The sequence below is a fragment of the Ruegeria sp. E1 genome, assembly GCF_056534225.1.
This window is the reverse complement of the sequence record NZ_JBQFPE010000022.1, coordinates 1-12,599: the sequence shown is the minus strand read 5'-3', so window position 1 is coordinate 12,599 and position 12,599 is coordinate 1. Positions and strand designations below refer to the sequence as shown.

Here is a 12,599-nt window from a genome sequence, read left to right as displayed (position 1 = left end):
AATTCAACTGATGCTCTGCCATCTAAAGTTTGCGACAGAACCCTTTATCAGTCACGCGAATCCCCAGGACAACGATGTCGCAAGATGGTTAGGAGCCCGATTGGCAGCAGAGGGCTACGAAGTCTGGTCCGATATAACCAAGCTAATTGGAGGCGAGACTTTCTGGGACACCATTGAAAACACTATTCGAGAAAAGTCTGCTTGCGTGATTGTACTTCTTTCGAAGGATGGGCACGAAAAGCCGGGTGTCTTGGATGAGGTCAACATTGCTGTTGCCACAGAACGCAAGCTTGGCATCGATAACTTCGTAATTCCGGTCAGGATCGATGATCTTTCCTTCGGCGAGATCAGAGCCAATATCGCGCGCAAGAACATTGTAGACGCGTCCAGCAACTTGTTTGAAGCATTCAAGGTATTAGTAAGCACACTAGAAGAAATGGGTGTGCCTAAGGACACCAGTGACACAATCGAACGCCTTCGACAGTGGCGCGCAGCATCCAAGGTGGAAGATCCAACAACAACGGGTGAAGAACAAAGTCTGGTCGAGAACGCTGTTGCAATCACAGAATGGCCTGGTCAAATTCGGAAACTGCTCGGCGTCGACCCAAATCCGCGATTCCGGCCAGATGTTGTAAGACCTTTTCTCGCGACGGCGCCGGTGACTGGTGGGCAACTCTGCTTCGGTGCGCGCGATGAACTAGCAAACTCGCTTGAAAACCTTAGCACACAGAGCTTTGGTTCTTCTTCTGTTTTTGAGGGAGCTTTTGACGACGAAACACTCGAGTTGTTGAGCCTACAATGGCGCGATGCGCGCCGTGCGTTGTCCCAGCTTATTAGAAAGTCTTTCGACGAGCTGTGCTCATCCTCAGGTATGAAGCCGTATAGACTCGCCTCCGGGAACTTCTGTTGGTTCGATGCGGTGGCAATGGAAGCTGGGAACGAAATCCAATTCCTTGATTCTGACGGAAAGAAGAAGCGCAGACAACTTGTAGGTAGAAGTGACAAGCGTGGAGTGTATTGGCACTTCGCAATAGAAGGGCAGTTCGATCAAAGCTCACAATGTCTGCGGCTTAAGTCGCACGTTGTCTTTACAGAGAATGGCATCGACCCGTTGCCTTCTTCCGCAAAACAACATTCGTTAAGACGCGGCTTTTGTAGAAGCTGGTGGAACGATCGGTGGCGCACTCTGCTGCAAGCTATGATGTTCAGGCTTTCTCGTGGTAGTGAAATCCTTGAAATACCTGTTTCTCCATTACAGAGCTTAAGCGTTGACCCTCGGTTGATTTCGGCAGGCACCGCAGCATCCACGCGCACAGTCTTGCAGTTTGAAGAGCCGATGCTGGAAGTTGGTTTTCGGCAACAAACAGAGGACCCAAGAGAAGGACTCTTGCTCTTTGGTCCTCAAGAATTCGAGCGAAATCCCAAGTTCCTGAGAATAGGCGTCGTTGGCGCGCCTGAAGGCATTGAACTCTTCACTCGATGGTGCAAACGTTTTCGTGGCCGCGTCGATAGTGGTTCTGACCAACCCAACAACCGTCTAGTGCCATATCCAGGCTTTGACGCCGCATTCGGGGCTGAATGGCCCAATGCTCCGATCGTCACGCGCCCCATCCCAAGGTCAGATCTTCTCAATTCAATTCGCATTCAAGAAAGGCACCAAGCAGTTGCGAAAACGGTCGGCCTATATGTCGATGCCATCAAGTCTCTTAGGTCTAACGATGACGTCTCGGTCGATATTTGGTTTGTAGTGGTGCCCGAAGAAGTGTTCGTACTTGGTCGGCCAAACTCACGAGTTCCAACTGAGATCGCCGTCGCGCCGGAAAGCGTGTTAACAAAAAGGATGGCATCACGTTTCTCTGAGAATGCGCCATCGCTGTTTGCAGAAGATAACGAAATCGCTCGAGTTTTTGATTTCCAAGCAGACTTCCGTCACCAGCTCAAGAATAGGCTTCTTGAGGACAAAGAAGTCACTCAAGTTTTTCGAGAAAGTTCGATTGTCCACTCGCTTGCGGATCCAGAGGAAGCGAAAGGCGAGCATAGTTCGGACGATCCTGATCTATTTGAAGACGAATTGTCAGACGGGTCTAACCGACGGATGCAAGGCGCTCTCGACGTACACTGGAACCTTGCAACAACTTCCTTCTTCAAGGCTGGAGGAAGGCCATGGAAGGTTTCAACAGCTAGGCCCGGTGTCTGCTATGTCGGTCTGATCTTCAAAAAGGACCGCAAACACGGGGGCAAGAACCACTGCTGTGGAGCACAGCTATTTTTTGGAGAGCGGTGAGGGCGTTGTTTTCAAAGGGACGCCAGGGAACTGGTATTCCGAGGACACTCATCAATTTCATCTTTCAAAGGCGGAAGCAAAGAGGCTTATTGGGCTTGCTGTTGAAGCCTACAAAGAGGAACACGGGATTGACCCTGCAGAGATGTTTGTTCACGGGCGAACCCGCTTCAATCGTGATGAGCTAGACGGTTTTCGAGAAGCGGTCTCTGATCAGACAGAGATCACGGGTGTTCGGATAACACGCACCAACGATGTTAAGATATTCACGACGGGTGACCGACCAGTAAAGCGCGGTACAGCATTGAGAGTGGATGGTCGATTTGGCTACCTTTGGACCTCAGGCTTTGTTGATTATCTGGACACGTACCAAGGAAGGGAAACTCCAAATCCGCTGCGTATTGAAATATGCGGTCATTCTTCATCAACGATTGAAACCGTCATGGCGGACATCATGACACTTACGAAGATGAACTTTAACTCTTCAATTTTCGCAGATGGCTTTCCAGTTTCAATGAGATTTGCTGAAGCGATAGGTGATGTCTTGATGGCTACTGAGGACCGGACAATTCCGCCTCTTCCGTTCAGACACTACATATAACTGTAAAAACTTGGCGTCTGCTTGTTCATGACCAGCTTACGACCTAGTGCAAGTGAGCGGTTCCTGATAGATGAAGCGCTCACTTGTTGCTCATTATCGTCGATCTTCCTAGAGTGTGACTTCACTTGTTTGAACGAAGCCATTTCATAAACTCACGCAGGCCTTTGGGTTGTCGATCAGGCAAAGTAACCATGTAATAACCAAGGTTTTTTTGGGTTAGTGCACAAATTCTAACCAACTCACCCGAAGCAATTTCACGCTCAACAATGGATTTGGGCTGAACTGACACACCCAGCTTTGCTGCAACCGCAGACAGTACCAGGACATTGGTATTCAAGAGTGTCAGCTTTACTTTCTCAAAATCGACACCTTCACGTTCAACCAGTGCTTTGCGCTCCATCATGTGACGTTCCATTACCCATGGCAGATCGATCACATCCGGCAGGCAGTTCACCTTTCTGCCTTTGACCAGATCGGGATGCGCAACAACAAGAAAATCGCCATCGGTGAGCAATTGTGAATTGAGATTGGGCCACTTGCCGTCGCCATACCTGATGGCCAAATCCGTGCCACTCTTCTTGAAGTCAACCAGATCAACACCGGGATTGATGTTCAGAGAAATTTCCGGGTGTTGTGTCCAAAACTCTCCAATGCGTGGCATTAGCCAGTTTGCGGCAAACACAGGCGTCACTGCAATATTGAGCGGTCTGCGTTCTCTCAATGACCGAATATTCTCCACTCCCTCGGCGATGGCAGTGAAGCCCGATTGTAGGTCTTCAGCCAGCCGTGCACCGGTCGAAGTGACCGTAACTCCGCGTCCATCGCGAACCATCAGACTTTCGGAAAATTCTGCCTCTAGACTGCGGACATGATGAGCAATTGCTGCATGCGTGACGTTCAGCTCCGCTGCGGCTTTGCTAAAGCTCTGCTGGCGGGCAGCGGCTTCGAACGCCCGTAACGCTGCTAGAGAGGGTATGCGTGACCAGTCCATATAATATAATACCTGAGCTAACAATTGAGAAAGCATATTGATTGGCCGACATGCTGTCTATCAGCATATATATTTTTCAGAATTTCTCAAACATGCAAGGAGAACTGACATGTTAAAACTATTGAGTACATTCATCGTTGGTCCGCGCCCCCATCACGAAGCCGAACCAACCCACGATTCAATGTTGTTGGAGCATGAACGCCGTAAAGGAGAAGAGCTTCGGCGGCGACTTAAGCACGAGGTTGGCCCCGTCAGATTTTGGTAAAACGCACTCCTTAAAATTTTGCCTCCGGCCATCAGAACTGGAGGCAAAATAGAATGAAGGACCGGAGAAAATGACCGCATACGTGATCTTTCAAGAAGATGTGTACGATCAAGAGGCTTTCGAGCGATACAAAACCATGTCACCGAGCTCGATCAAGAAGTTTGGTGGTCGGTTTGTGGTTCGAGGAGGTCCTATCGATGTTCTCGAAGGCGATTTTGCCTCAGAGCGGGTCGTCATCATTGCCTTTCCGGACAGAGCCGCGGCGAAAGATTGGTACCACTCAGTCGACTACGCCGATGCAAAGTCACTTCGGAGAAGTATCTCGTCTGGAACGGCGATTATCATAGACGGGCTCAAGTAAAAGCCCAAAACAGCTCAAATTGAGGCACCTTGTGAAATCAAGTTCGAGCCATTTCCGTGCCTCCGCGAAACTCCAAGGAAATTCAATGACGCAGACCACCCACGCATACCGCTACAAAGATTATGGCCCACCCAATGTTCTGTCATGGGACAAAGTACCTTTGGCTTCGCCAAGCGCTGAAGAAGTTCAGGTGCAGCACACCGCGATTGGTGTCAATTTTCTGGACATCTATCAACGAACTGGTGTCGACCGTTCACAGGCGCTACCCGCACAAATCGGTGTTGAAGCAGTTGGACGAATTGAAGCGATTGGCGAAGGACAGACCCGTTTCGCCGTGGGAGATCGCGTCGCTTATGTCGGTGGAGCGCCAGGCAGTTATTCTCTGCGCCGAAACATCTCGGCCGGCCGGGTGATCAAACTACCCGATTGGATTGAGGATGATGTTGCGGCGGCCTTGATGTTCAAGGGAATTACGGCCGAGTATTTGATCAACCGATGTGTGGCAGCGAACCAAAACCAAACCGTTCTTTTTCACGCCGCCGCAGGAGGTGTTGGTTCGCTTGCGTGTCAATGGCTTCATGCCAAAGGGGTTACTGTAATTGGTACCGTCGGCACAGAAGAGAAGGTCGAGCAAGCCCGCCAGAATGGCTGCGAGCATGTTTTGCTATCCGGCGACCCAGAATTTGTGACCAAACTGCGTGACCTTACTGGTGGTGTCGACGTTGTCTTCGATTCCATCGGCCAGGCGACTTTCATAGATTCACTCGATAGCCTGCGGCCCCGTGGAACCATGGTCAGCTTCGGAGCTGCCTCAGGTGTACCACGCGACTTGAATATATCCGACCTGGTAAGCCGGGGGTCGTTGTTCCTGACCCGCCCCTCTATCGCGCATTACACGTCAGACCCGGAAGAATTTCAAACGGCAGCGGATACATTGTTCCAAGCGATTGCGGATGGGGCAATCAGAAACCCTCAGATCACCCGAATTCCAATCAAGGACGCTGGGCAAGCACACACTCTAATGGAGGCCAGAAAAACAACGGGGTCATTGATATTGATGCCCTAAATCAGGGGCCTCACTGCAGGCCCCTCCCTTATTTGCTCCGTAAGAGCATCAATCCGGCACCGACAATCAGCACCATCCCCGTGATTGTGGTAAATCCCGGAACGCTATCAAAGATGACCATGTCCCAGAACGCCGCATAAACCAGATAACAATACTCAAATGTTGCCACTATTGCTGGAGGAGCGGTCTGGTATGCCCCGGCGAGGCCGAGGCTTATGACGACAGTGAAAACCGCCAAAAGAACCAATATCAAACATTCTGTGGTACCCAGCGGCGACCAGGTACCAAAAACATAAGGATTAGCCTCGGCTAGACCGTTCTCAGGTGGCCAAAGGTAAAGCACTATGCTGATCATGAACGTGACCACCGTCATCACTAGCATTAGGGACAACACCATCGCCGCCAGTGGAACACCCTGACACTTGGTCCGGGTAATGATGTGTGACATTGCGTAGAAACCTGCGCCGACAACCGGCAATATCGCCCAGGGTGAGAATGTATCTGCGCCTGGTTGAAGGAGAATAACAACACCCGCAAACCCAACCAGCACAGCGACCCAGCCAATCGGACCCACCCGTTCCCCAATGAAATAGGCGGATAGCAATGTCACAATGATGGGAGCGATATAGTTGGCTGCCCCGACGGTGGACAGGCTGATGAACGGTAATGCGCCATAAAACGCCAAGAACGTCACCGTCACAAAGAACGCCCGAAGTAGCAGCCATTTCTGTAGAGCGATCTTGAGAATTGTCCCGCGAAAGCCCTGCATTTTTGCCAGAGCAAAAAGAATAGGAAGCGCAAGTAACCCGCGCAGGGCAAAGATTTGCCAAAGCGTCAGATTTGCAGCGTACAATTTGAATACGACATCCTGTACAGATGTTATAAACATGGTGGCCAGTATGAGTACGATGCCCCGCACAACATGTTGCGGGCGGGCTTTTCCCGAAACTACCGTCATTTCCAGATCTTTCAACGTGCCGAGTGTGAAGGATGTGGCTCTGGCCCGTCTTTCAAAAAGGACACCAGAACACCGGCAAAAACGGCAAGCCACAGAGAAGAATACCAGACCCAGTAGTATTGGGCATAAAGATCGAAGAGCACGCCGCCAAAATAAGCTCCAAGGGCTGCGCCAACCTGATGCCCGGCTGAAATCAGACCAAAAGCCAGCCCCATGACACGAATGCCAATGTGTGACGCCACAAGGCTGGCTGTCACCGGTACGGTGGAATAATCAACCAATCCAAACAGAATTGAAAAGAAGATCAGCGCCTCAAAACTCGCTCCGACATTGATCAGAATGACGAATGTAAGGCCCCGTAAAAGGTATATACCACCCAGTAAGAGTGGTCTGTTCACACGGTCGGTTAACCAACCGGCAAGGATCATGCCGGCCAGGTTGATGGCTGACAGAAGACCGTATGCCGTAGCTGAAGGGATGGGACCAAATCCGCAAAAGGCGGCGTAGGGCAAGAAGTGTGTTTCGATCACTCCAGAGGTCGTGTAACCGCAAATAAAGTAGCTCCAGAAGAGTATTTGAAACGCGGGTTGCTTTAAGATTCTAACCAGATCGTACCGAAGCGTGGTTTCAGATTCTACTGGGGGGCCTTTGGCTGAAATTGGCGATGTTTGGCGTGGAAACCACCTGTGAATACAAGCCATAATGACCAATGTTCCAAACCCAAGGGCGACAAAGGCCATGCGCCAGTCGTAGGTTCCAATCAATACAGCCAGCAAAGGTACAAATAAAAATTGGCCGCCTGTCGAGCCAGAGGTTGCAATACCTGTGGCCAGTCCCTTGTTGCGTGCAACCTCTTGTTCGACGGCCGTTGAAACGACATGTGTCGCCACTAAGCCAAAGCCAACTGCTGCGATCCCGCTGAACGCTATGAAGAATGCCAGCGGGTTCGTTGTTGCGGCAACAAGAAAGCACCCGATGGCAAGAGCTGCCAATCCGATTTGAAGGATGGCGCGCGCTCCATTCTTATCAACAAGCCGTCCTCCAAAAGGGGCGATCAGTGCCATAACCAGCAATGCGGAGGCGGCGGCTGCGGACGTAAAACTACGGCTCCAACCCATATCCTGCTCCAGCAACGGCATGACCAATCCAAGGGCGGCACGCGCTGAAAAAGTCAGCGCTAGCGCTACAAACGACAGCCCAATAATCAGAGAAGATCGATGATGCTGAAGTGAGTTAGTCATGTGATGGTCTTTCAATTCGAGTGCAGCTAGATGGATTTACAAGCTCAACTGTTTGGCTTAAATGACAATATGCGATCAAAAACGGACAACATGAGTGGAGGTGCCAACCCAGGCATCAAGCGCGTCGTATTTGTGATCTATCCCGGCGTCACACTTCTGGATGTCACCGGGCCGATCCAAGCCTTTTCCAGCGCTAACAACACTGAGGCTGCGCGGGGTCAGCGCGTTTTTGATGTGGTTGTAGCTTCCCCTGATGGTGGGATAGTGCCCACGGACTGCATGGTGGACCTTGGCAGCGTTTCTTTGAAGCAAGCAGCGATGCTTCCAATCGATACAGTCATCGTGGCGGGTGGGGACGGAGTATTTGATGCTGTAGAACACGAGGATTTTGTGGCCTGGATCAGACAGCGCAAATCTGACAGCAGACGTGTTGCCTCGACCTGCATGGGAACTTTTCTGATCGCCGCTGCCGGTCTGTTGGATGGGTTGAGCGCCACAACCCATTGGCGGCACGTTGAAGAATTGCAAAACCGATTTCCAAATATTCAGGTAAAGCGTGACCCGCTCTTTATCCGGCACGGAAATGTCTGGTCCTCGGCCGGGGTGACGGCAGGTATCGATCTGGCCCTTGCCATGATCGAAGAAGATATGGGACACGAGGCCGCTATGCAGGTGGCACAGACGCTGGTGGTGTTCTTCAAGCGCCCCGGCGGGCAATCGCAATTTAGTGACATCCTGACGATTCAGTCCGCTGAGGAAGGTGGTCACTTCGCTGATCTTCATGCCTGGATCGCCGGGCACCTTCAAAGTGAGCTCAGCGTGACGACACTTGCGGAACGAGTGGGCATGAGTCCGCGCAATTTTTCGCGAAGGTACAAGAACAGCATTGGTTTCACTCCCGCAAAAACAGTCGAGATGATGCGGGTCAATGCAGCGAAACAAATGCTGGTAAAAGGGCACCGATCTTTGGCGGAAATTGCGCGGGACACCGGGTTCGTCGAAGAACAACGTCTCAGGCGTGCCTTTCATCGTCACGTTGGCACTTCGCCAATGGCGTATCGCGAAACATTCGGCGAAGCTTTCGCGAAATAGCGAACCATTCATACCGATAAACGTCAGGATTTCGATATCTTGGCTTCTCTTGCGAGCAGGAACGCACTGGACACGATAACTAGGGATCCGATGACAGTCGTTAGCGTGGGAACCTCCGAAAAAAAGACAAAACCGAGCACTGCGGAATAGACCAAAGAGGCGTAGAAGAATGGTGCCAAAAAGCTTGCATCGGCCAATCGAGTTCCTCGCAAGACGCAAAATTGACCTATCACAGCGACCGTCCCGAGTAGTGCCAACAATCCCAGTTGATGCAAATTCGGTCCCACCCAAACAGGGAATGCCCCAATCAAGGCCAACAACGCCCCAGCCAGATTGCTGTAAAATACAATGGTGATGGCATGATCTGGCGACTGGCTGAGCCATTTGATTGAAGTAACTTCGGCACCCATGAATATGGCCGCGGCAAAGGGGATTAGTCCCGCCCAAGATACTCCTGAACCATCTGGCCCCGCGATGACTATGGCTCCTGCGAGCCCTAAGTAAGTTATTGCCCAGCGGCGTCTGTTCATGTGTTCTGACAAAAACCATGTTGCGAACAACATTGCGAAGATGGGGCTGGTAAACCCGATAGCTGTCGCCGCCGCCAAAGGAACAAAATTCACCGCTAAGAACATCAGGACGATCCCGCCGAACCCGGCGATGGTTCTGACCAAATACCGTTCCGGATAGGTTGGTTTCCAACGTGATTTGCTGCTTAGAACAAGCGGCAACAAAACCAAAGCGGCCACGGCATACCGCGCGAAAGTCAATTGAAGCACCGGTATGACGCATCCACCTGTCTGCGGAATTTCTTTGGCAAGCGCATTCATCAGGGCAAAACACAATGCGGCGATCAAAATCCATTTGGCCCCATTGATCTTGCCACTGGCTGTCTGCACGTTGTGTCCTTCGCCGATGATTGTTTGAAAGGTTCAGCCCAGTGTTTGCTGGCCCACTTTGGGCACAAGTCTCAGAAAAATGCACCGAACACCCAACCTGAGATCATTGAACCTACAGACGCCAGCCCAAGGTAAAGTAGGAATGGTTTCAGTTTCAGTACCGGGAAGATCGCCATCGCCCCCCATATGCTGACAACGCCGCCAGAGACGAGAAAAGCCATAGCGGCACCGGACGACATCCCATGTTCCAATAAGGCTCGTGTAAGCGGCAATGCGGCATAGCCATCGATGTAGGCCGGGCCGCCGACAATGACCGCAAGTGGTACGGCAAAGGCGCTGTCATGACCCACGTAGGCAGCCACAGTATCGGGCTCCAGCCAATCATTCAGAAGATGTTCAGCAGCAAATGCTGGGGCTAGTACCACGAGGATCAAACGGGTGATCGACCAGCATTCTTGCGAGAACTGCTGTCGTCGGGACGGATCACGCCAAAAACGTAGGTCAAAGGTAGGATCGTTGGTTTCGGTACCGCAGCACTGCCCACCCAGCGAGCCGACTATCCTGTTGGTGCGCAGCGGCGACTTGGCCCATGTGTTGCGAGCAAATAGGACCGTCATACCACCCCCAAAAAGGCCCAACCCTATCGCGGCAAGGGCCTTACCAACAGCAAACTCCCATCCCAAGGTTGCTGCGGTTACGGTTAATAACGCAGGGCCGGTGATTGGCGAGGCAAGCCAAAACGCCATGACAGGTGCTAATGGGACGCCGGCGGCAAGTAACCCGGCCATTAATGGCAAGACCGTAACGCCACAGACTGGTAGTAACGCCCCAACAACGGTAGCTCCCAACACGGTGTAGACGGGGCGACCGTGGAAAACTCTTGTCACATGTCGACTGGCTCCACTTGCCGTAATCCAGGCAGCTAACAGGATGCCTGGAATGACCAGTGGGGCGACATGGATTAAACCGAGCGCAACAAACTTCACCACTTCCAGAGCATATGCAGGGTTCCTGGCGACCAATATGGCAAGCGCCAGTCCCATAGAGCCATAAAAATGTGCCATCTTAGGTCGTGCGCTTTGAACGATTTCCATAACAGACATTCCGATCTCCTAACTCTTCAACTCAGAGTATGGGGACTGGACAGGTATTTGAGAAACGCGTTATTCGTAATTCAACCATAGGAAATTTATATATCTTGGCAAACCTGAGCAGCGATCACCTTCGAACTTTCCTCGCCATCAATGAGGCCGGGAGCATGACTGGCGGGGCAGACCGAATTGGACGGTCACAATCCGCGACAAGCCTACAGATCAGACAATTGGAAGAGGTCATTGGACAACCGGTTTTTCGCCGACATGGGCGTGGTGTCACTCTGACGGTGGTCGGAGAAAAATTGCTTCCGATTGCCCGAAACGTTGTGCAATCACTCGACGCCACCCTGAATGAGCTGCGTGGTGGCGGATTGAAGGGCAAACTTCGTATTGGAATGACCGATGATCACAGTCGCCACGAGTTGACTGGTATCATCTCTGAATTCGCCGCCCTTCACCCAGATGTTGAGCTTGAGGTGCAATGCGCATTTGGTTCCAAATTCGAGGCCGCGTTGAAGAAAGGTGATCTCGACATAGCAATCCACGAAGTGCAGCGTCCCAATGACCGCGACGAAGTTTTGCGTGAGGATCACTTGGTCTGGATGTGTGCTCAAGATAGTGATCTTTCAGAAGTTGATCCCTTGCCAATCGCCCTATTTGACCGCGACTGCTGGTGGCGTGATCTGGCGTTATCCGGATTAGAAGAACTCGGGCAGAATTATCAGGTGATATTTTCTAGCGAGAGTGCGGTCGGTGTGCGATCTGCAGTTCAGGCAGGCATCGCGGCGGGCTTGCTAAGGTCGTCGGATGATATCGACGGAGTGCGACCGCTTCCGCAGTTCCCAGCCAGCAGTTCGACTTTCCTTGTATTGCAACGGGCAGATCAGGCTAACGGACCGATCTGCGATGCAATGTGTCAGACAATCCGTAGGGCTTTTGAGCTCAGATGATCAAAGTTTCACAATCGTACTATCTGCCGAAGCCTGTTGAAGTTTGGGGTTCCGGCGCTGAGGCGAATGTCCGGTAAGTGGGTTGCGACCGCAGCAATTGTAACTAGCGCTAAATGTCTCTTATGGGCCGTCCAATTCTAAGACGGGTTGGGTCTTGCCTTGACCTTCTTGAAGCGCGCCGATGTGTAGGTTTCAACCGCAAAAACCAGAAGGTTGGTAGCCGAGAAGACCATCGCTTTCGACCAACCTTGACTAGTGAAGCGGACCTTGGCGTAGCTGCTCGGTGACCTCCAGCAGCTGATTGACGCTTTTGTCGAGCATTACAATCACCGTCGCTACCATGAAAGCCTGCAAAACCTCACGCCCGCTGACGTCTACTTCGGACGAGGTCAGACCATTCTAATATATCGAGAAAGGATCAATCAAAAGACCATCGAAACCCGGCGCTTGCTTCACTGCAAATCCGCCACATAATCACGCGAACCGGATGAGCCAGATCCTCTCATAGGTCAAACTGCCAACTGGCCCAAAATCCCTGACGACGGACAACTTAGTCCCGCAATGCGGTCCTTCGTCAGCAGGTGTTTCCCGCGCGTTCTAGTAAGGATCGGGAGGCAAGGATTCATGCCTCCCGAGAATTGATTTTCTACTGGGACATCCCACCTTCGGTCGAGATCTGTTCTTCGACATGGCCTTGGTTGGTGACGTTCGAACCCCGTGGAGGATAGTCCTTGAACGTAGAAAGGTGGTTTTGAACGATTTTGGCCGCCGGCCCAAATGCCCACATCTTGTTGCCCATC

The 12,599-nt window shown here is 51.7% G+C and carries 11 protein-coding genes and 1 pseudogene; 7 read left to right on the top strand and 5 right to left on the bottom strand.

Features of this window, described 5'->3' with window-relative positions:
* Positions 1-10 precede the first annotated feature (10 nt).
* Positions 11-2,284, top strand: a complete 2,274-nt coding sequence (locus ACR0FG_RS19925) for a TIR domain-containing protein (protein ID WP_480895019.1) — start codon at positions 11-13, stop codon at positions 2,282-2,284.
* On the top strand, positions 2,253-2,882 hold the full coding sequence (locus ACR0FG_RS19920; RefSeq protein WP_480895017.1) for an argonaute/piwi family protein: 630 nt from the start codon (positions 2,253-2,255) through the stop codon (positions 2,880-2,882). Before ACR0FG_RS19925 ends, ACR0FG_RS19920 begins: the two co-directional genes overlap by 32 nt.
* Positions 2,883-3,003: 121 nt before the next feature.
* Here the strand turns inward: ACR0FG_RS19920 and ACR0FG_RS19915 are convergent, their stop codons facing one another.
* Positions 3,004-3,873 (bottom strand): LysR family transcriptional regulator, encoded by an 870-nt coding sequence (locus ACR0FG_RS19915; RefSeq protein ID WP_480895015.1) that lies wholly within the window; start codon positions 3,871-3,873, stop codon positions 3,004-3,006.
* Positions 3,874-4,208: 335 nt separating this feature from the next.
* Here ACR0FG_RS19915 and ACR0FG_RS19910 point away from each other — a divergent pair, with 335 nt between their 5' ends.
* Complete coding sequence (locus ACR0FG_RS19910) at positions 4,209-4,499, top strand: DUF1330 domain-containing protein (RefSeq protein WP_480895013.1); 291 nt, start codon at positions 4,209-4,211, stop codon at positions 4,497-4,499.
* A gap of 85 nt (positions 4,500-4,584) precedes the next feature.
* Positions 4,585-5,565, top strand: a complete 981-nt coding sequence (locus tag ACR0FG_RS19905; protein ID WP_480895011.1) for a quinone oxidoreductase family protein — start codon at positions 4,585-4,587, stop codon at positions 5,563-5,565.
* Between the two features lie 28 nt (positions 5,566-5,593).
* On the opposite strand, the gene ACR0FG_RS19900 is transcribed toward ACR0FG_RS19905, so the two are convergent.
* Positions 5,594-6,523 carry a DMT family transporter gene (locus ACR0FG_RS19900; RefSeq protein WP_480895009.1) on the bottom strand — a complete coding sequence of 310 codons (930 nt, stop codon included), beginning with the start codon at positions 6,521-6,523 and terminating at the stop codon, positions 5,594-5,596.
* An 11-nt stretch (positions 6,524-6,534) separates the two neighbouring features.
* Complete coding sequence (locus ACR0FG_RS19895) at positions 6,535-7,764, bottom strand: MFS transporter (protein WP_480895007.1); 1,230 nt, start codon at positions 7,762-7,764, stop codon at positions 6,535-6,537.
* Positions 7,765-7,794: 30 nt separating this feature from the next.
* Here ACR0FG_RS19895 and ACR0FG_RS19890 point away from each other — a divergent pair, with 30 nt between their 5' ends.
* Positions 7,795-8,856: a GlxA family transcriptional regulator gene (locus tag ACR0FG_RS19890; protein WP_480895005.1), complete on the top strand. Its 1,062-nt coding sequence runs from the start codon at positions 7,795-7,797 to the stop codon at positions 8,854-8,856.
* A 23-nt stretch (positions 8,857-8,879) separates the two neighbouring features.
* Here the strand turns inward: ACR0FG_RS19890 and ACR0FG_RS19885 are convergent, their stop codons facing one another.
* Positions 8,880-9,755: a DMT family transporter gene (locus ACR0FG_RS19885; protein ID WP_480895003.1), complete on the bottom strand. Its 876-nt coding sequence runs from the start codon at positions 9,753-9,755 to the stop codon at positions 8,880-8,882.
* A 71-nt stretch (positions 9,756-9,826) separates the two neighbouring features.
* Positions 9,827-10,858 (bottom strand): permease, encoded by a 1,032-nt coding sequence (locus ACR0FG_RS19880; RefSeq protein ID WP_480895001.1) that lies wholly within the window; start codon positions 10,856-10,858, stop codon positions 9,827-9,829.
* A 95-nt stretch (positions 10,859-10,953) separates the two neighbouring features.
* Between ACR0FG_RS19880 and ACR0FG_RS19875 the strand changes: the two genes are divergently transcribed.
* Positions 10,954-11,799 (top strand): LysR family transcriptional regulator, encoded by an 846-nt coding sequence (locus ACR0FG_RS19875; RefSeq protein ID WP_480894999.1) that lies wholly within the window; start codon positions 10,954-10,956, stop codon positions 11,797-11,799.
* 276 nt (positions 11,800-12,075) lie between these two features.
* Positions 12,076-12,273 (top strand): annotated as a pseudogene (locus ACR0FG_RS19870) (integrase core domain-containing protein); the annotation flags it as partial.
* Positions 12,274-12,599 lie beyond the last annotated feature (326 nt).